Raw genomic sequence first — 21,060 nt, 5'->3', positions numbered from 1 at the left:
TTATTCTCCTTTGTTTTTTGCATTGGTTCAATTAGAATTTTCAAACGAAAATCTCTCTTTTAATTCATTCATAATGTTTAATTTTCTGTTATCATAAAAGTCATTAAAGCTTTTGATTTTTCAATCTTTTCACATTCCATCTATCACAGTAATTCCATTTTTATCTGAATGAGTTTCTGAATATTGCACCTTATGTTCATTATTTTTAGCTAGCCATTCTTCAATTGATTTATCTTTTTTGCTTTGATTTTCATTTTGTGTAAGAAGTTGTAAATTTGGGAGTTTATCTTTTAGAATTGATCATTCTTGTCTTTTTTCTTCCAGCCTAGCTTTTTCAGTTTTACTAATTATTTCTGAGCCTTGATTATAGTTTTTTTCGAATTTTCATTTAGTAAATAAGGTTTGAGCAAAGATATGGTCTTGATGTAAGGAAACTGTTTCTTTGCTTACAACATTTTGATATTCCTTTAAGTTTGCTAAAACTATAAGAGTCATATTGTTTTTAGATAATTTTTCTAATATATTTGATATGTTTTCTTCTGTTAAGCAAAATCTTTCAGTTCCTCTAATCTTAATAAACTCACTATTATAGAATTTTGACACTGTGAATTTTTTATCATCATTCTTATTATCAAATCACTTATCAATTTCATTTTTTGCCTGTGCAAGAATTGTGTAGGGGCCATTACTGAAAACATTTTTAACAAAAGAAATAAACAAGAAGTCTCGTACATTTTCTCTGAAGTCTTTCATTTCAACTGTATCATTAAAGTAATGATAATAATTTTTATTATCCTTATAGATGTAATACATTATTGGCAATAATGGATAAAAGGTAGGGATTTTTATATTCTTATAAAACTTGCAAAGTAAATTAGAAGTGACATCCAAAACTCTTTTAATGTCATTTCAATTACTCCTAATTTTTTCTACAATTTCCATTGTTTGCTCTTTTGATTCAATAATTTTATCCGGTCTTATCAATGAGTCAGTAGCAACTAAATAAATTGAACTACTGATAATAAATCCTCTATCAAATTTATTTCCAGTATTAGCTTCAACCGTAAACTTTTCACTGACTTTATCAATTTCTTCTTTGCCACCTTCTCAATTAGCTATTAATCTTGAATAAATTAATTCTCAAGAATCAAGTGGAGTTCCACCATTATTTAATCTAATAAATATGTCTATAACCTCATCGAAATTTTTATTTTTATCAATATTCATTTTTTGAATAATATCTTTTGAAGTAAAAAGTTTATATAAGTTCATTATTCGTGCCTTACCATCATTGTCTATATTGTTTTCTATAAAATAATTATTGAGTGTTTCCAATTCTTCGCTTTCATTGTCACATGAAGCGATTAGATTTGGCAAGTCTGAAACTTTGAAAAAGTCTTGCTTTTTATCTATGTCTGAGTTTATAAATAGAAATTGCTTATTTTTCTTATCATTTCTTTCACTTAATGATAAATATAAATAGTATCTGTTTTCTGGATTTTTACTATTAACAGATAATGATTTCTTTGTATATGTACCAGAAAAAGCTATTAATAAAGACGTTAATCTTTGCTGTCCATCAAAAATTATGTCTAATTTACTATCCTTATCTTCAAAAGCTAGTTTTGCTTTTTCACTTTTTATTGTGGGGCTATTTTCAACAAATGTACTATTAAATTTAAATAAATCGCATTTATTTAAGTGGCCTCCTGACACTTTGGCAGCATATTCTCTTGCTGTTATATTTCATGAAAGGACAGGTGGGCAAGGGTAATTATTTATAAGTGAGTCCATAAATAGCTCAATATCATTTTTATTCCATACAAAACGTCTTTGTATATGAGGTATAAGTACTGTTGACTTATCCATTCCTTTTATTCATTCTCTAATTGATTTTTGTTCCATATTTTGTGCTAATTTGCATACCTCCTATAACTAATTTACTGAAAAAAGAAAAAAAGAAAAGAAAATGGAACGAACTTTTGAAAATTTCCACATCTATTCAAGACAAAAGGTATATAAAAATGTAAATTAAAAGTTAGCGCAAGCTAACTTAAAATTTAAAAATTCTGGCTTTTATAGCAATAATTAAGGTATAAAAGTTTGTGCCTTATTAATTAATATAAATTAATGGATGTTGATTAAAAGTTTTTTTATCTAATTACATATATCCAACCTGTTCTTAAATAATTCAATAACATCATTGTATATTTTTTAAATGATAGCAACATAGTGATTTTTAATATGAGATTAAATTGTGCCTATTGATCATAATGGTTTAAGTCTTTAAATTAATATATAACTTAGCACAAATATAAATTCTATTTAGCTAAGTTTTAGATACGTATTATGAATGAATGCTTTTATTAGCATTGTTGTGATGCATGATCCTGCAAATGAAACTGCATAACTAATAAGGAAATATGCAATTATTTCACTGTTTAAATTTTGGATTCCAGATAGTTGTTGAGCATTTTTTGCTTGGCTTGTAGTCTGTACATCAGCCACACTGGTAACGCTAATTACTCAGCTCATTACTGAAATGCTAATAATCATAATTAATACTAGTAAAATTGCAAATGCTAGAGTAGTAATTTGTAATGTTTTCTTATTTTTAACTGAGCTAGGTTCTTTTGCTGTAAAGTCATTAATTGACTTTATGCTTAATAAATATTGTGACATCAAGAAGCCTGATAAAGCAGCAATTATGCCTGAAACAATAATATAAGCAACAATTACCTTAGCCTTTGGAGCTGTATCAAAGTCTCATCGAGTTTGTTCATTAACTAGTACTCCATAAATGCTAAAAAGTGTAAAACAAAGCAATATAGAAAAAGTTAAAAAGATATATTTTTTAAAGTTAGTCATTATTCTCCTTGCAGGAACATGGTATACATTCCACATTAATATTATATCATTCTAACAAAATAACTATTAAATCTACATTTATGCGTAAAATGAACAGTTAAATTACCACTTTAAAAATTAAAAAATGTGTGGCTGTTATAAGATTTTCAAAATCACTTGTTTACTTTCGAAAAAATAAATACAACATAAATGTATGCAATTTTGCTTATTTTTTTGAAAAAAGCAAATTAATTTCATAATAGCTTTCTTTTACTTAAAAATATGGAAACTTCCACAAATTAGCTCTTTTTTAAAAAGACTATAATTAAAGTATATAGGTTAATAGGAGGAACTTATAGACAAAATATTAGATAGGAGAAACAAATGAATAAAAAACTTTTATAATTGCAAGTAGTTGTATCTTTACTTCTTCTGTTTTTGATACATCTTTTAGTCAAAAAGTAAGTAATACAAATGAATACACTAATGAATTTGAGTTTATCAAAGAAAGTGAAACTGATAGAGTTAATAGACTAACAAATTTTGATCACAAAAGAAATTGAAGATTTGAACGGAAGAAAGCTATATTTTTTTGTGTTTGACAAATCAGTTGCCTCAATTGTTGATAAAAGCACTTTAATATCTTGCTATTTACACCCTGTGGGATCATACTATTTTGACATAATTCCACAAGGTAATGTAACAAATAATTTGCAATGTAAGGCATTTAATTGAGATAATAAATCTTATACTGCTTTAGAATTTAAGGAATTAATCAAAAATGGAAAAATTAAATTATAAGCTTTTAAAATATAGACCTTTTTGATTCCGTTTCTTTAATTGAATGTTGGTTTTAGCTTTATTTATCAATGTTGTAGGGCTAATTATTTTTGGCATATTAGAAGGAACAAATACCCAGCCAAATGATATACCTGATGAATTCCTGTATTTAATAACAAAATTAATTTTTTATCATTATATGCTTGACTATTTTTTGTTCCAATAACTTTTGTTTTAGCAGGATGAATAGGGCAAACAATTTCACTATTGCTTAAGGGAAATGAATTGCCACATAGCTTGGTACCATTACTTTACATAAAAAAGATAAAATACGATTTTAGTTCAAAGAATATCTGCATTGTTGCTAATGAGATGTCTTTACTAATGATTGCTATTTGCTGAGTATTTTTTGGGTTAATGGTACCCAAAGATCCACTTGAAGTGTCTCTATGAGGTCAATGATATATAGGCATTGTAATAACAGTTGACATTTTATTTCCAATTATTTTTATTCCTTATCTAGTGACCATTATTTTATATTTTAATGTTGAGTTAGCACAATATAAGTAACAAGAAAATATTTAAAACTTTACTATACTAAGCAAGTAGTATACACATTTTGAAATCACAAATAGAATAACAGTTCAAATAATGCTACTTTTAAATAACTCATTCGAAAGAGGGGTTATTTTTGTTCACAGCAATTCAAACATATGTTTAAATTTTAATAACATTTGTTTTCGAACTGAAGATACACCTTTTTGTATATTTTTATGAAGAATCAATTTTCTATTTATAAAATAAATAGGTCTATTTTTTTATTACATCATTACATAAAGATATGATGTAATAAGCATGCGGAAAAATGAATAGTCATAAAAAATAAGAAAAAGATAATTATTACATAAGCCTTGAAGTTTCAGGGAAGGGCATGGTAAAGGTTATAAAAGACTGATAAGCATCGAAAATTTATTAGTACTTGAAAAGACACATGAAAATGCATTAGATGTTTTAAAATAAATAGTTCAAACATTGCCTGTTAATGATGATAAAGAGTATATTAAATCTAAAACACTGGAAGTTTTTGAATTAATTAAGGTGGAATTTAGTACTTATAATGTTGGCATTGAATTACTCTAAAAAATAATTAAGAATTTAAAACTTTTTAAGGCTTAGAAGAAGAAAAAAGAAACAAATAGAAAAAATTTTTAAATTTCTAATCGCAAAAAGAATACTAGAGTTCTAAAGAATGTTGAAAAATTTTGTCAATAAACATAAGATTATTAATGAAATTAATGTTAAAAAAGCAACTGTTTATAATTTCTTAGATTTTGTAGCTGAAAATAAGTAAAAACTAGTTAAAAATGTGAATAATAAAATTTCAGAATTTACAAACAGAAATGTTAGTCTAGCCTTCATAGATACCACCACATTATATTCTAAAACATTTGTAAATACAAATGAAGACTTAAAAGAGCTGGATATTCGAAAGATGGGGGTTAAAGAAAGCCAAGTTATGCTAGGGATGGCCACAGATAGCAATAAAATACCTCTTGATTTTGCACTTTTACCTTGTAATGTCGCTGATCAAAAATCTTTAATTCCCACAATAAATGAACTTGGAGAAATTTATAACATAAACAATGTCACAGTTATTGCTGACAAAGGTATAAACCAATATCAATACAAAATATGATTAAAAAATAATGGCCTAAATTACATTTTTCCAGTTAGACTAAAAGGTGTAAGCAAAAAAATCAAAGAGTATGTTGTAAATGAAACAGATTATAAAGAAATTGATAGTTTACTTTGTAAAGAGGTTGAATAAGTTAATATTGATGCAGAAAATAATGCAATGAAAGTTAGACAAGTAGTAATTTACAACAAATACAAAGCTAAAAGAGATGCAGCACTTAGAAACAAATTTATCGAAAGATTTAATTAAATTAAATCTACTTATGGAACAGCTACTGTAATAAGCATGATATCTTAAAAAAATACAAGAATCTAAATTCGCCATGGATATGGACAATGTTAGAGGAGATAAGAAACTCGATCATTATATAGTTTTTGAAATTAAAAGATCAGACTTATCGATTAAAGAAATTTTATATGTTTATAAAAACCAATGAAGAATTAAAAATAACTTTAGAGGCCTAAAATCAACATTAGAAACTAGACCTATGTTTCCCAGAACTGACGAACATGTTCTGGGACATATAACAATTTGCTTTATTGCATTAGTTATTCTTAATTATTTAACATGATTAGTAAATAAAAACCAAGCCGAAAAACTTGGTGTATTAGATAAAATAACATCTCAGCAAATATTATCAGCAATAAAATCTGCCATGATTAATTTCGAAAAGGCGGATGGTGTAGTTGTTGAAAAAAATGTGAAGTTCTGACAAGATTAAAGGAGAAATCAAACTGTACTATTATATTTTAAACTTAATAAAGTGATTTTTTATGTAATTTTAAGAGCAAAAAACGGATAGCTCTACATTATGGGGCGATTCCTTTTTTACGCCATATAAACTTAAAAACATAGGGTATGAAAAACATTAAAAAAGCTAGCAATTTTATTACTAACTTTTTTATTTTCTTTTGAAAATTTCTATTAGAAAACTATTTATCAAACTCTAAAGTCACTTTCTTCATTTTTAAAGACATTTCCATTAACCATTTAAATAATGCTTTTCAATTATTATCAGTTTCTGTTTTTATATCAGCTTTTTTGTTCGCTACTATTCTGCAATCTTTTGAGGCTTCTTTTCATTCAAGTGAGCACCCAAATTTTTGTTCAAATTCTTCTTTCGATTTTTTTAGCTTGTCAAAAAAATCTTTGTCACCTGGAATATATAGACATACATATATTATTTTTTGAGTTATATTGGCGCCTACATTTACAGTATATGATTTATTGCTAATTCCTAAACTATATCAATTTTGAGGGTATGGTTTACGTTGTGAGAATTCCTTTTTAAATTCTGGATTATCAAATGCATATCTAGAAAAGCTTTGTCAAAACTCATAGCGAATCTTATCAGAATCTGATAGCCCTCCAATTGTTTTAGCTCAATCATTTGGCATTTCAACAACATTAAAATGCGGAGCAATTGGTGAATTATCAATTTGCCATAATTCTATTTCAACAAGAAAGAAACTAACATCTCTGGTTTGATCGTTTAATCATTCAATCGCCTTTTTATGTTCTTCTCTAGCTTTTTTAACCAACCAAATAACTATTTTCGCATCTTTTCCAGAAGCATATGTAATTATTTGACCCAAATGTAAGTGGTCTGTGTCTTCAAGTTGATTCTCAATAATTATCTTTCTAGAAGTACCATTTTCCGTTGCTAATAAATCTACACTAAAACCCCCAACTTTAGATTCTAATTCGTCTAATGTCATATCTACATTAATGGCATCACCAAGCATTTTTAAGTTTTCATCCTCAGCAAGTCATTTAGAGAAATTGCGAGGTTCATTTTTTCAAACGCTTCTTAAATCTTGTATTTTGTTTATTTTTCCAAGTTCCATAATATTACTCCTGTTATGTATTTTAAATTCACTTTTATAATTCTTTTATATATTAATTATAGTTTTTTTGAAAGTGATTTATTGTAAAATTACAAATTAAAAATATGTGAAATTAAATTTATTTTATTATCCTCCCTTAGAAAATAATGATTGATGTATAAAATTTTATATGAATTTCAAAACAGACATAAAATAAAAGCATTAACAGATTATGAACTAATCAGAACTCTTTCCTTTCTTAAAGGGCATTTATGAAGTCTTTAAAAATTATTACAATTCAGTATTAAAAAAATTTAAATAAGAAATCATTATTTAATAAAAAGAGCAAAAAAGAAAATTAAAAAGTAGAGATTAAAACAAATGGAAAAATATTAAATAATGTCACCAGATATTAGAGTGCTAATTATTTGCATTTGATGAAGAAACAAAAAAGACAATGCATGAATTTATTGCTAACCTCAAAGCGTTGTTTTCTAGAATAAAAGATGCTATTTCTATTGAATAAATATCATATATCTTTTACACTATTATATAAGTTGTAGCAGTGCCAAAATAAAGCTTATTTGACATGTCTAGGGACGACAAAATTGAGCTTATTCCGCAGTTTAATTAGCTCTTAAACTTTATTTAATATGTACTATTAAAAAATAAATTATAATAATAGCATTAATATATGAGGAGATATATGTTTGAAAAATCAAATAAAAGAATCTTTTTTGTCTTTAATATGTTATTCATATTAATGCTCTCTTGCATTATTACGGGAATAGTTTTGGTTATATTATCAACCACATTAGAAATAGAAGATGATAGATATATGGTATTTTTAATTTGCGGATCTATATTAATTTTGATACCAGCAATCATTAGAACTGGAACATTATTCTACATAAATAAATTCCGAGATATGTATAACGATAATTATGATAAGGCAGCGGAATATTACTTATCATTAAATTTCATTGCTCGTGGTTTCTATATTCTTATGATATTATTTTTCGGAATGAGCTATGGATATTCTAAACTGCAACAAGCAATAGCAGATAAAAAAGAACAAAATAATGAAGAGCTAACTACTAAATAATAAGGTAGTTGGCTTTATTATTCAAGTAACTATAATGCTGTATTAAAGAATGCTTATTAAAAATCAATTTTGATTTAATTTAACCTTGTCTAAGGCATAAAAGTATAATAAAAGCCAGCATTAGCTAGCTTAGGATTGAAATTATTGTTCTTTTTTAGGATTTTTAACTAAACTGTAAAGAGTTTTTACTTCTTTAATGGTTAAAGGACGATACATCCCAACTGGGATGTTTTTACATGTAATTCCACCATATTCAACTCTTTTAAGGTTGATTACTTGGCGATCAACAGTTTTAAATAGTTCTTTAACGTGGTGGTATGTTCCTTGAGTTAAAACTACAAAGTAACTTTTGACATCAGCTTGAATTACATCTTGTTTTGATCAAATTCCATTAATCATTACTGGCTTGTTTAATTTAGCCATTTGACGTTTGTCTAATGGTTCATTTAACCTAGCACGATATACACGAATTACTCCATAAGAGGGGTGTGTAAGTTTACTTGCTAATTCTCCATCATTTGTAAGAATTAATACTCCAGTAGTATCGTAATCTAGTCTTCCAACTGGGAAGATACGATAAGGGGTATCAATTAAATCAGTTACAATAGTACGATTAAAATTATCTTTTAACGTACATACTGTTTTAGGTGGTTTATTTAATACAAAATAAACCTTTTCTTCTTGCCCTTGAATTGGCTGATTATCAACTAAAATTGTATCTGCAAAAGTAGCTTTATCACCTAATTTAGCAAGACGTCCATTTAGTTTTACTCTACCAGCTAGTATCATACTTTCTGCTTCTCTTCTTGAGGCAATTCCTGCTTGAGAAAGGAGTTTTTGAATTCTTTCTTCTTTAACCATATTACTTGTTTCCGTTTCTATATTTATTATAAAGTTTTGCTTGATCTGGTGTAAAAACTACTCCTTTATCAAGATTATATTGATAAGTTTCTTGTACAACTTGTGCAAATCCTGCTTCTAAGTTTTCAAAGCACAATTTACGTGTTTGCTGGATACCTGGGTATCTTCTTCCTTCACAAATTTTATCTGCTATAAACAGTACTTTGTCAAGTCAAGTCATGTCTTCACGCATTGATGTATGACATAAAATAGCTTGTGCAATTTCTTCGTCCGGAAGTTTATATCCATATTTAACCCAGATATATCCAGCTGTTTGATGATATTTATAAGGTAATAAACCATTAGCTAAAGCTGGCTCGTATTTGTTTATTAAGTAAAGTACTTGCTCATCACTAAATTCTTTAGCAATATCATGCAATAATCCAGCTAGGTAAGCTTTTTTAGCATCTAGACCATGTGCTTTAGCTAATTCTGCTGCAAAGGAAGCAGTAGAAACACAATGTTTTGCTCGTTTAGCTGATAGAGTATTATGCACTAGTTGTTCTAAATAAAGATTATGAGCAGCAATATATTGAGCTACTTTATCATCAACTAAGTTAAACATTCCTTTTTTAAAGTCAGTTGAAGAAGCCTCAAAAATAGGATTATCAAGTAAAATACCATTGTATTTCTTAATATTAACTTTATTAATTTTGCTATTACGACGTACTACAGTAATTTTTGCTAAGCTAGCAATTTGCTCAATATTTTTTCAACCTGAAATATTAGGAACTAAATCACTTCCTATAATTAAGTAAAGTTGGGCATCTTTATATTTATTAGCTAAATATTGAACTGTATCAATTGTGTAAGAAACTCCTCCACGTTTTAGTTCAAAGTCACAAAGTTCCATTTTATCTTCGAGTACTAATTGCACCATGTTTTGGCGATCTTGACCACTAGCTTTCTTGCCTTTAGTTTTAAAAGGTGAAGTAGCAGCTGGTACAATTAATAATTTATCTAGCCCTAGTTTATTAATTACATAACGAGCAGTCTTGATATGCCCATTGTGTATAGGATCAAATGATCCTCCATAAATTCCGATTTTCATAATCCCTACTTTCTAAATAGCATTTTCTTAAAGCGATAAGCGCCTTTATGTAAATTGCTATTTTTTATTTCTTCTTCACTCAATACTTTTAATGTTGGATTAGCAAAAAGCCCTTGTACTTCTGCAATTACCTCTTTAATAATATTATCTTGTATATTTGGTTTAATGTTATTGATTAAACTCACTGGCAGATACATATTGTTTAGATCTATTAAATTTGTAACCCTAACTCCAAGACCTATAAATTCACTCTCAGAAAAATTCTTAATAAAGATGTTATAAATAATTTTATATAAATCACTTGCAGAATTAATATAAGAGGCAATTTTAACTTGCTTAGTGGTTCATTTTTTAGATTTATAACGAATAGTTAATGCTATAACATTTCCGGCTAAATTCTCTTGAATTAAACGTGAAGAAACTTTATTACATAATGAATCTAGATATTCCATCTTCATTTCATAAGGCATATCGTAATGTTCAAAAGTGATTTCGTTCCCTATACCCAAGGCTTTTTCATCTTTAAAAGTTATATGCTCATAAACATAAGGATCTAAGTTATGCAAGATATCTTGGCCAGTGCGACCAAAGATAGCACTAATTTCTAAATCACTGACTTTTTTGCTAGCTAGTTGTCCAATAGTATTAATATTGACCTGACGTAATTTAGCTGCTGTTTTTTTACCTATTCCGTGGTACTTTTCAATATCTAAATCAAAAAAATGGCTAGCAAAATTTTGCTCTGTAGTATAGCCAATTCCGAACGGTTTAGATATGTTTGTAGTCATTTTAGCTGCAAATTTATTATGTGAAATTCCAATTGTAATTGGTATTCTAAACTTTGACATAATATCTCTTTGCACCTTTTGAGCTAGTTGTACAGGTTTAATTCCAAGTTTAGCAACTAGTTCTGTCACATCCATATAACATTCATCAATAGAAGCTATTTGGATATTTCCGCTATATACAGTTGCAAGATATTCAAAAATCTTGCTAGAAAGTTCCTCATATAAAGCCATATTGCTAGGAACTATAATGGTGCTAGGCTCTAAGGCTAAAATCTCAAAGTTTTTCATTCCAGCCTTAATCCCTTTGTTTTTTAATTCATATGAAATCGAAACAGCAATAGCATGCGCTGAGGAGCGAGAAATTGCAACAGGCTTATTGTTCAATTCTGGCTGAATTGTTCGAGCAGCCGAGACAAAATAACAGTCAAAATCAATATGAAATAAAATTGGTTTATTCATTAATAAAAGTATTTGGAGTTAATAATGCACATGCTACTCGATTTAAATGTGTTTTAACATTATAAAAGGCTCATAACTCTCCAAGTGAAGCGATGCTAGCTTCATCTAGTGGCTCTTGTGCCACAAATTTAGTAAATGTATCCGCTAAAGCAGCAATTTCTTGCTTGGTTTTACCTACAATTAGGCTAAGAAAAATATCTGTAGCAGCTATAAAAACAGCACACCCATGACCATTGAATTTAGCTTGAGACACTTTACCATTTTCTCAATTTACTTGTAGTTCCAATTTATCTGAACATGTATTACTATAACAAGTCATAAAATCACCATTTAAAGTTATTTTATTAGTTGGATTCATGTAGTGGTTCATGATTATTTCTCTAGCTTGATTTTGATTAAAATGCATAGAAATCACCTCCATTCTTTAATTCTTCTACCAGTTTATCTATATCAGATTTATTGTTATAAATTCCTAGTGAAATTCTTAGGAATGAATAAGTATCTTGAATATTTCTTAAATAAGGAGCACAAAAGATACCGGCAATTGTATAAATATTTTTGCTTCCTAGATAAGTGGCTACATCTTGGGCATTAATTCCATTAACATTAATTAGAGCAATATTATCTCCTGCTTTAGTATATACTGTAACATTAGGTAAGTTTGATAATGCTTCATGTAAATAAGTAGATAACTCATATAAGATTTCTTGCGTTTGTTTGTATCCAACTTGATCGAAGAAATCTAATGCTTTATCAAACATAAAGAAACCAGCAATGTCTGGAGTTCCAGGCTCATATGCAGCAATAGTGTTTTTGGGATCTCAACAAGCATTAGCATCAATTGCATTAACTGATCCGCCACCAAATTTAACTGGCTTCAATTGTGTAAGTAAGTTTTTATTAATAGCCAATACACCCATACCAGTTGGTCCATAAAATTTATTAGTTGAAAAAGCTATTGCATCAACTACTTGTAATGAAACAGGCTCATGTGAAATAGCTTGAGCTGCATCATCAAATAAAAACGCCCCATATTGATGAGCTTTTGCAGCAATAGTCTCTATATCAAAATGTTGATTAAAATTATTGGTTTCATGACTTAAGGCCACAATTTTAGTTTTAGGATTAATGGCAGCCAAAATATCTTGTGCTATAACTATTTTAGCTCCTACTTTTTTGCTCATTTCAATTCAAGGAATCAAATTAGATGAGTGGTTATATGCACTAAGTAAAATTTCATCTCCAGGTACAAGTAAAGACTGAAACATATTAACAAAAAGATTAATACTTTCAGTTGTGCCACTTGTAAAGATTACTTCATTTTCATTGGCTTGTAATAAGTTAGCAACTTTACTACGTACACGTAATATAGTTGAATTAACTTCATTGCCTAAAGGAGTGTCAGCAGTACGGGAAGAAATTGACTTATTGCAATAGTAATCATAAATTGCATCACTAGCTTCTTTAGGCTTAAGCACTAAAGCAGCTGAATCAAAATAAGTAATTTTTTCTAAAATAGGGAAATGCTTGCGAATATCATTTTGATTCATTATAAGACCTTTCTTAAAATTTCTCTTAGAGCAGTGTTGTACCCTGGGATTTTTTGAAATTCATCAAGAAATAAATAGTAATATTCACGCTTGACTTTATTAACGATAATTTGAAACTGTTGCTTGCGAACCTTCTTATCTTTATCAAGGTCAATGGTTTTAAAAACTTCACCCAGAAAGTTTTTCACTTCTAACTCGTCTCGATCATAATATTTGATAAAAAGATCATAAAACAAATAATAATAAAAGTTATAAATCATTTCTTTTTGCTCATTGGTGACTTCAGGGTAAAATTCTAGTTCTTGGTTAAAGTTATCAATAAATTCATTTAAATTCTTACTACGTTCAGCAAATTTTTTAGTTTCAAATTTTTCCAATTGTTCATGAGACAATAAATGCATCTCATGAAATTTTTTATATGTAGAGTTGATTTTATTTAAAATTCCATGATAATGTGATTTGTAAGCAAATGATAAAACCATCTTAGATCACAATCTGCGATTGTTTATCTTACTCATTGTCTCGACTTGTTTGTTTTTCTAATTTTTCAGCTAGTTCAAAGGTTTGAATTAGTTTTAAATAATTTTCTAAGATAGCATTAACAAATTTGTATTGCTTACCTTGTAATGTGGCTGGTTGATCAGGGAGATCTTTGGGGAAATAAATTTTAGTTATTTCGATTGCTTCATTAATAACAATTTTTGGATTCGTGTTATATAGTTCGAAAGCACCATTTAAAATAATAGCTCGAATTAAAGGAGAAATTCTTTCTCATTTTCAGTTTTTATTTAATAATGCATTTAAAGATTTGCGTAAAAATGCATAGTTTCTTGCTATTAGTTCTAATCTTAGTAACTCTTCACGATCTAGAAAAAACTCTTCAAAGGCTTCTTCCACTTTAATTGACTCTTCTAATAATTCATATTTGTATAAAACAGCAATAACTGTTTTTCTCATTTCTCTTCTTGATTTTTTTTGTTGTTGCATATGCGCTCCTTATTTAGTTTCTAAATTATATTATAATTTAGAATTTTTTCAGCTTAAAGAGTATGAAAATCTAATGCTTAATAATAGAGTTATAGATAAAAAATAATAAAAAATATCCTCACTTGGATATTTAACATAATGATAAAAATTATTCATTATCTTGACTACTAGCACGCATTATTGTCTCAAAAATTCCAGGTTCTGAATTTTGATCCTCATTAGTCATATTAAGACCAGTTTTATCTTCTAAATTTGCTTGTACTCTTTCATATTTTTCTGGAAATTTCATAATAGATATAGCCTCATGTACACCATACATATCTACTAAGAAAAATTGTTTAAAAATAAATCTATTAAATCAATTTAATTTTGTGCTTTTATAAAACGCAGCCATTTGTGACTTATATTGAGCTAAAAACTTTGCTGATTCACGAATTGACGGATTAATTACCAACATAATGTAACAAATATGGCAAATTACAATAATTGCTACAAACAATATTAAAGCAATATACCACATTTGAGATAAAAATACGCCTAGAAAGATAGCTGATATAACAATGGCGAAAGGAATAAACAAAAGCAATTTTACTAATAAGTTCTTTTTATAAAATTTTAAAGATTGAAGTAGACTTTTTTCAGCTGTTAAATATTTTTCTTTATCTAATGCATTTAATTCATTCATAGTTTTCTTCATTAATTCTCCTTGCTATTGGTATCTTGTTCTGTTTTACCATCGTTTAATAATATATTAACTTGCTCTTGATCATAAAGTTCGATAATGAAAAAATATTTAAAAATGAATTTGTTAAAAAACGATAGTTTAAAGTAATATTCTTTAAAATAAGGCTTATAATTTTCTAACTCCTTCTCCATTTTTTTAATTCCAGGGTTTATTCTAAATGTAGAATAAACTCAATAGCAAATTAATGTAACAATGCAAAGTGTTAACAATATTCATCCTGCAACTGTACTCCATTTAACAAGAGAAATAATAGCAAATACTGCCATAAGCACTGGCAAAATAAGTAGTGCTCTAATCAAAATTATTTTTCAATATTTACTCATTGCTTTATCGAGCGATATTTTCGCTTTTGCATTAGCTTCTTGATTTTGAATTTCTTCCATTTTTTCCTCTACCATATACCCTTATTTCTAGCTTGCTTTACTATAGAAAATATATTATGTTTGCTTTTATCTTATATATTAAATATTATAACTTATATTAAACATTATAAATTAATTTTATTATGTGGTGTATTAGATATAAAAACACCACCTGCTAGAGCAGATAGTGGAAATACTATATGTTATTTTACATTGAATAGTGATTTAGATTCATCAACGTTTGAGTTTAATTTCTTTAATTCAGCTAAGATTAATTCTTCTGTCGTAGGAGCTGGAGCAGGTTCTGCTGGTGCTTCAACAACTGGGTTTTTAAGCTCTTTACGGTAAGCTCTGTAATTTCTGATTAGGAAGTAGAAGTATAAGATTCCGAATACTACTGCAGATACAATAATAAATTGGATTAATGCAGCTAAGAATTTACCGATATAAATTCCACCTGTAATTACTCCATCCTTATCTTTTAATTCTCATAAAACTCAATCTGTTGTTGATTTTCCAAATGCTCTTGTAATTGCAGACATAATAATATCATTTGCAAATGATGATACTAATGCTGTAAAAACTCCCCCAAGTAAGAAACCAATTGCTAACATCAATAAGTTTCCACGTTTCAATTGAGCTTTAGATTCTGATCAAGATTTTTTATGTAAATCATTGCATGTTGATTTTGATGACATAGTAACTCCTTTTTTTGTTTCTGTTATTATCTTATCACTTTTTAAATTATATTTGAATAGACTTTGATATTTTAGCATAATATTTAAAACTAAAAAGTTGTTTTTTGGACTAAAAAAATGTTATTTTCTTATTTTTTAATTAGGAAATTAATATATAACATTATAAATTTCATTAAATATATTTAATCATTATTATATTTTTCGACTATTTCTTTAGTTTGATATGATAAATGTTTTTAAATGAACAAAAGAAAATTTTATTCACTAGCCTATTGGAGTATTTGTTATTGTCAAAATGTAGAAAAGTGAAATAATTATATTATGATGATATTGTTTATTTAATTAATATGCGAACAAGAATTTTAAATAAGGTTAGTTTAATTTAAGGAGAAAATATGAAACGTAACAAATTATTCATTTTATTAGGGTTTTCTTCACTCTCAATTGTATGTGCTCCTTTGGTGGCAGGTGCATGTAATAAACTTGATGATAAAATTATTCAAACTAATCCAAGTGATGGTTCAGGCGACAGAAACAAAGAAGAAATTCCAGCATTAATTGACTTAAAATCTTCAGACCCTAATGTAAAAATGGAATTTAATAAAGAAACAAAAGTAATGACAATTAAAAATGCTCCAACTATTACTTATAAAATTTTAAGTGAATTTATTAGTAAGCTAGATGATGAACTTATTCATAACGTTGGAGATATTACTCTAGAATGTCCTGATACCAAAACTATTTGAGCTGAATATCCAGGAGATACATCAATAAAAGTTAAAAAACTTATTGCTCCAAAACTAGAAAGTGTAAACGGATATATCCAACGAATTTTTGGTGCGCCAAAAAGACCATGACTTTTTAAAAATTTAAGTGATGATAAAGTGATTATAAATGGTCTTTTGATTAAGTGAGATAATGCATCAGGGAATATAGCAGATCCTAATGTAACTAAAATTGTAAAATATGCTTTTATGGATACTGCAAAAATTACTGGAGTAGATTTTCCTAATGTCAAAAATATTGATGGCAAAGCATTTTTAGGCCCAGAAGGAAAAATCTTCCCTGACATTAACGACAAAATTGTATTAAATGGAATATTAATTAAATATCCAAATGCAACAGGTGAAATTAATGATGATAGTATTAAAAAAATATTCCCAAAAGTCTTTTATGGCAATGATAAAATCACTTCAGTTTCATTCCCTAATGTAACTGAAATTGATTATTGTGCATTCGAAAATGCTAAAAATTTAATTTTAATTTCAGCACCGAAATTAGAGGTTATTGGTAATAGTGCATTCTACAATGCTGAAAGCTTAAAAATGGTTAGCTTCCCTAAAGTTACAACAATTGGTGAATTTGCATTTTACAATAATAAAAACTTAGAACATATTGAATTACCTGAAGTCAAGTCAATTGATAAAGCTGCATTTAATATGACACCAAAATTACCAACTAAAATGATAATTAATAAGATTTTAGTTAAATGAGATGATGCAAAAGGAGCAGTATCTGATAATGATGTCACTGCTATAGTGGGTGCTATTTTCCGTGATAATAAAGAAATAACTTCTGCTTCATTCCCTAATGTAACCAATATTTCTGATGCTTTATTCGAAAACGCTGAAGCGCTAACAACTGTTTCATTCCCTAAAGCAACTAACATATCTGATTATGCATTTAAAAAAGCTTCAAGCCTAACAAATATAGATGCACCAAATGTCACAAGAATAGGAAATGAAGCATTTAAAGAAGCAATTGAATTGACATCCGTTTCATTTCCTAAAGTCACATTCATTGATACATTGGCATTTTCGGGAGCTATTAAATTAAAAACAGCTGATTTCCCTAAACTAGAGCAAATAGGTGATGCAGCATTTTCAGGAGCTGATCATCTTGAAAAAATACCTACCGTAACAAAAAATTAATAATTTTGTATTAGTCAGTGCTTATATTGGCACTGACTTTTTTAGCCTTGTATAGCTTTTAAAATTTTATTTTTTTAAAAAATACTTTGCACATACAGAATGAGTGAAAATATATCTTTTTATAAAAAAGATTATAATTAAGTTATAAATAAAAATAATATAAAAGGAAGGAAACTGCAAAAAAGCACTAAATCTATTTTACTACTCACAAATTTCTTTTTTGTTAAACCATTTTTTGTTCAATTAGAGAGAAAAATGTAAATTATTAATTTCAAATAAAGTATAACAACTGAAACCGAAAAACCATATTACTAATAAAAAACTTAAATTTACTTAGGAGAAACTACAATGCAAAAAGTTGGAAAATTTTTATTAATCACAATAGGTGGGCTAGCTATCGGATCTGCTGCTGTTGCTATTCCAAGTGTGATTAATAAACAACATCTAGACTATAAAAAAGAACAGAATGAATTGAAACTTGCTGAAGCAAATATAAAAGTAGACCTACAAAGCAGAATTTTTAAACAAAATACCTTGCCTTATGAAGTGAATCCCGGTGATATCATTTTTTCCGGCTACAATAAGTCGTTATTTGATGTTTCACTTGTGGGATTTATAGATGAGTTAGTTGAAACCCAATTAGGTGCAACAACAAACAATTATACAAAGGAAAATAATAATCATATATCTTACTTAGAACGCAATAATAAACATGGTGTTATAACATTTAGATATAAAATACAATCTAAAAAGTATGCTGATTTATTCGCAATTAAGAAGGCAAGAATTGATGGATTTAAACGATTTGACCCATTAAATCCAATAAAAAAAGCTAATGATTTAGCTGAAAAAATTAAAATTCCAATTATGCAAGCATACGAAAAGGTGGCATCAAATGTAGACAATCGTTTAAATAATAAACAGATTGATGCAATTAATGCATATGGGGAACAAATTGCAAATAATCTAGCTGATGAAAATTTAGCTCTATTAACTATAGTTGATAAAGTTATTTCGGATGAAAAACTAGCTTGAACCGGCTTATTACACAAGGATTTTGCAGTAAAACTAAATAGCATATTGACTGATATTTTACAGCAAGCAATTAGCTTGAAAAGTAATAAAAAGGGCATTGAGCAAGTCAAAGAATATTTATCATCTACAAAAATGTCAGAAATTAAAAAAGAATTTGTTAAGCTTCTAAATAATGATTCAAACACAATAGTTTCAATTATTAAATCACTTTTAGAATCTTTAAAAAATGATAAAAATGCAAAAAATATTACAACATTAGATTCATTTATATTAGAAATGACTGCATTTTTCCAAACTAAAATAAAAGAAATAACTGATAAGATCAATGGGATTTCATTTAATAATGAAACTAATTTAACCATTGCTTTGAAGAAAATTGAAGATTTATTGCCAGATTTTAAAAATGATGTTGTCGAAAAAATTCGTAAATTATTACCTGAAGAAATAGAATACAATGCAGTAAAAATAATTCTTGAACCAAAATATCAAGCAATAGAAAAACAAATAGAAACAAATCTAAAATTATCAATTGTTAAAACTAATAGTTTAGCTAATTTGATTGATGAACTTAAATTAGGGAGTGAATCTTCAACCGTTGAATCTAAAAATGTAATCTCTTTTACATATAATGATGGAAAAAATGATACGAGTATCAAATATAACGTTGATGCTAAAAAATTAGTTATTCCAGATGCTGAGATTATTTCTTCTGATATGTTTCAATATGCGCTCGATAAATTGCAAACTATCCCAGGTATTGATACTGATAATTTGACTTTAAGTTGCCCCAATGCAAAAGTGATTCCAGGAAAAGTTGAAACAAATATAAAAATTACAAAATTAGAATTACCAAAAATTGAAAATGTAATTTTTTCAAATATGTCAAATAATCAGAAAGAATTCAATAATAGAATCACAAGATATCTTAGTGATGATAAAGTTGTCCAAAATGGAATTTTATTTAAATGATATGATCCAATAGGAAATATTGATGATAGTTCTATTACACAAATTATACCTTATGCATTTAACAAAACTGATTATGTAAGATCGATAAAATTACCTAATTTACAGCGTGTAGGCAACAATGCTTTTGGTTCTGTAAACTATCGTTTAGGCGTATTTCCTAAAATTAAAGGAAAAATTATACTAAATGGGATTTTAATCAGATGAGATGACAGCACTGGTGAAATTTTTGATGATCAAATAACTAAAATTGCACCTTTAACATTCTTTGGAAATCAAAAAATAACATCAGTTTCATTCCCTAATGTTACAGAAGTTGGGGATCATGCATTTTTAAATGTTCCAAATTTAAAAACAATTAACTTGCCTAAATTACATTCATCTTCATATTATTCATTTTCAGAAACTGACAAAATGGATCATAAAGTCATCATAAATGGTATTTTAGTTAAATGAGATAATGCCGAAGGTGATTTAAGAGATGATAGTATAATTGGAATTGCGAATAGTGTTTTTTCAAATAATGAAAAAATCACCTCAATTAATTTTCCTAATGTGATAAATGTTGGAGAATTTGCATTTAAAGCTGCAAAAAATTTAAATTCAATAAACTTACCAAAAGCAAAATATATTCGTCAAGGAGCATTCACTGGTGTTGAAAAACTAAATGAAGTAGCGCTGCCTAATGCCGAAATAGTTGAAAGCAATTCTTTTTCAAATATCACAAACCTTCAAACCATATCACTTCCTAATGTTAAGTATATTAGTGAAGAAAATTTTTATAGAACACCTAACTTAAATGGTAAAGTACTTTTCAATGGTTGTTTATTTAAATGAGATAATGCTGAAGGCAAAATTTTTGATAAAGAAGTTAAAATCATCGCAAACGATGTATTTAAAAACAACACTAAAATAACATCAGTTTCATTCCCTAATGCAACTTATATTGGACAAAATGCTTTTGCTAATGCAACAAACCTTAATTCAATTAATTTACCTTCTCTTTTAGTGATTCAAAATAAAGCTTTTGATAATACACCAAGTTTAACTGGCAAGATAGTACTCAATGGTATTTTAGCTAAATGAGACAATGCAGAAGGTGATGTTAGAGATGAAAACATCTTGAAAATAGGGCCAAATGTTTTCCAAAATAATATTCAAATAACATCAGTTTCATTCCCTAATGTTACAAGTATTGGAACAAGTGCTTTTGAAGGTGCTACAAACATTAACTCAATTGTTGTGCCAAATCTTCACACTATTGAAAATAAAGCATTCAATAATACACCAAGTTTAACTGGCAAGATAGTACTCAATGGTATTTTAGCTAAATG

General features: G+C 27.6%; 19 protein-coding genes. 6 read left to right on the top strand and 13 right to left on the bottom strand.

Features of this window, described 5'->3' with window-relative positions; translation table 4 throughout:
- Together ACNQ12_RS03155 and ACNQ12_RS03150 are read right to left on the bottom strand one after the other, a co-directional pair.
- Positions 1-1,905 carry a DUF262 domain-containing protein gene (locus tag ACNQ12_RS03155; protein ID WP_418037264.1) on the bottom strand — a complete coding sequence of 635 codons (1,905 nt, stop codon included), beginning with the start codon at positions 1,903-1,905 and terminating at the stop codon, positions 1-3.
- A gap of 420 nt (positions 1,906-2,325) precedes the next feature.
- A complete protein-coding gene (locus tag ACNQ12_RS03150) occupies positions 2,326-2,868 on the bottom strand; it encodes a hypothetical protein (RefSeq protein WP_418037262.1) in 543 nt (180 codons plus the stop codon).
- A 522-nt stretch (positions 2,869-3,390) separates the two neighbouring features.
- Here ACNQ12_RS03150 and ACNQ12_RS03145 point away from each other — a divergent pair.
- The 3 genes from ACNQ12_RS03145 (at position 3,391) to ACNQ12_RS03135 (ending at position 6,044) form a co-directional block, all read left to right on the top strand.
- Positions 3,391-3,648: a hypothetical protein gene (locus ACNQ12_RS03145; RefSeq protein WP_418037260.1), complete on the top strand. Its 258-nt coding sequence runs from the start codon at positions 3,391-3,393 to the stop codon at positions 3,646-3,648.
- 1,345 nt (positions 3,649-4,993) lie between these two features.
- Positions 4,994-5,455: a transposase gene (locus ACNQ12_RS03140; RefSeq protein ID WP_418037258.1), complete on the top strand. Its 462-nt coding sequence runs from the start codon at positions 4,994-4,996 to the stop codon at positions 5,453-5,455.
- Positions 5,456-5,645: 190 nt separating this feature from the next.
- On the top strand, positions 5,646-6,044 hold the full coding sequence (locus tag ACNQ12_RS03135; protein ID WP_418037256.1) for a hypothetical protein: 399 nt from the start codon (positions 5,646-5,648) through the stop codon (positions 6,042-6,044).
- A gap of 211 nt (positions 6,045-6,255) precedes the next feature.
- On the opposite strand, the gene ACNQ12_RS03130 is transcribed toward ACNQ12_RS03135, so the two are convergent.
- Positions 6,256-7,170, bottom strand: a complete 915-nt coding sequence (locus tag ACNQ12_RS03130) for a DUF4268 domain-containing protein (RefSeq protein WP_418037254.1) — start codon at positions 7,168-7,170, stop codon at positions 6,256-6,258.
- Between the two features lie 685 nt (positions 7,171-7,855).
- Between ACNQ12_RS03130 and ACNQ12_RS03125 the strand changes: the two genes are divergently transcribed.
- On the top strand, positions 7,856-8,254 hold the full coding sequence (locus tag ACNQ12_RS03125; RefSeq protein WP_416754971.1) for a hypothetical protein: 399 nt from the start codon (positions 7,856-7,858) through the stop codon (positions 8,252-8,254).
- Positions 8,255-8,395: 141 nt separating this feature from the next.
- Here the strand turns inward: ACNQ12_RS03125 and ACNQ12_RS03120 are convergent, their stop codons facing one another.
- The 10 genes from ACNQ12_RS03120 to ACNQ12_RS03075 form a co-directional block, all read right to left on the bottom strand.
- Positions 8,396-9,115, bottom strand: a complete 720-nt coding sequence (locus ACNQ12_RS03120; protein ID WP_418037252.1) for a pseudouridine synthase — start codon at positions 9,113-9,115, stop codon at positions 8,396-8,398.
- A gap of 1 nt (position 9,116) precedes the next feature.
- Entirely contained in the window at positions 9,117-10,205 is a 1,089-nt protein-coding gene (locus ACNQ12_RS03115; RefSeq protein WP_418037251.1) for a nicotinate-nucleotide adenylyltransferase, read from the bottom strand.
- 5 nt (positions 10,206-10,210) lie between these two features.
- Positions 10,211-11,452 carry a Y-family DNA polymerase gene (locus ACNQ12_RS03110; protein WP_418019143.1) on the bottom strand — a complete coding sequence of 414 codons (1,242 nt, stop codon included), beginning with the start codon at positions 11,450-11,452 and terminating at the stop codon, positions 10,211-10,213.
- Positions 11,445-11,858: an iron-sulfur cluster assembly scaffold protein gene (locus ACNQ12_RS03105; RefSeq protein WP_418037249.1), complete on the bottom strand. Its 414-nt coding sequence runs from the start codon at positions 11,856-11,858 to the stop codon at positions 11,445-11,447. The genes ACNQ12_RS03110 and ACNQ12_RS03105 overlap by 8 nt, the downstream gene beginning before the upstream one ends.
- A complete protein-coding gene (locus tag ACNQ12_RS03100) occupies positions 11,848-13,002 on the bottom strand; it encodes an aminotransferase class V-fold PLP-dependent enzyme (RefSeq protein WP_418037247.1) in 1,155 nt (384 codons plus the stop codon). The genes ACNQ12_RS03105 and ACNQ12_RS03100 overlap by 11 nt, the downstream gene beginning before the upstream one ends.
- Positions 13,002-13,520 (bottom strand): hypothetical protein, encoded by a 519-nt coding sequence (locus tag ACNQ12_RS03095; RefSeq protein ID WP_416754978.1) that lies wholly within the window; start codon positions 13,518-13,520, stop codon positions 13,002-13,004. Before ACNQ12_RS03095 ends, ACNQ12_RS03100 begins: the two co-directional genes overlap by 1 nt.
- Complete coding sequence (locus ACNQ12_RS03090; RefSeq protein WP_418019140.1) at positions 13,513-13,989, bottom strand: transcription antitermination factor NusB; 477 nt, start codon at positions 13,987-13,989, stop codon at positions 13,513-13,515. Before ACNQ12_RS03090 ends, ACNQ12_RS03095 begins: the two co-directional genes overlap by 8 nt.
- Positions 13,990-14,137: 148 nt before the next feature.
- Positions 14,138-14,686: a hypothetical protein gene (locus ACNQ12_RS03085; RefSeq protein ID WP_418037245.1), complete on the bottom strand. Its 549-nt coding sequence runs from the start codon at positions 14,684-14,686 to the stop codon at positions 14,138-14,140.
- Complete coding sequence (locus ACNQ12_RS03080; RefSeq protein ID WP_418037243.1) at positions 14,686-15,117, bottom strand: hypothetical protein; 432 nt, start codon at positions 15,115-15,117, stop codon at positions 14,686-14,688. Before ACNQ12_RS03080 ends, ACNQ12_RS03085 begins: the two co-directional genes overlap by 1 nt.
- 182 nt (positions 15,118-15,299) lie before the next feature.
- The gene (locus ACNQ12_RS03075) at positions 15,300-15,794 is read right to left on the bottom strand and encodes a large conductance mechanosensitive channel protein MscL (protein WP_416754985.1); all 495 of its coding nucleotides are present in this window, start codon (positions 15,792-15,794) and stop codon (positions 15,300-15,302) included.
- Positions 15,795-16,189: 395 nt separating this feature from the next.
- On the opposite strand from ACNQ12_RS03075, the gene ACNQ12_RS03070 reads away from it, so the two are divergent.
- Complete coding sequence (locus tag ACNQ12_RS03070) at positions 16,190-17,725, top strand: leucine-rich repeat domain-containing protein (protein WP_418037241.1); 1,536 nt, start codon at positions 16,190-16,192, stop codon at positions 17,723-17,725.
- A gap of 348 nt (positions 17,726-18,073) precedes the next feature.
- On the top strand, positions 18,074-21,060 hold a 2,987-nt coding region (locus tag ACNQ12_RS03065; RefSeq protein ID WP_418042152.1), incomplete at its 3' end, for a leucine-rich repeat domain-containing protein.

The sequence above is a fragment of the Mycoplasma paraquilae genome (assembly GCF_048284415.1).
GTDB lineage: Bacteria > Bacillota_I > Bacilli_A > Mycoplasmatales > Metamycoplasmataceae > Mycoplasmopsis.
Note: the sequence above shows the minus strand (reverse complement) of the source record. Positions and strands in the feature narration are given on the sequence as shown.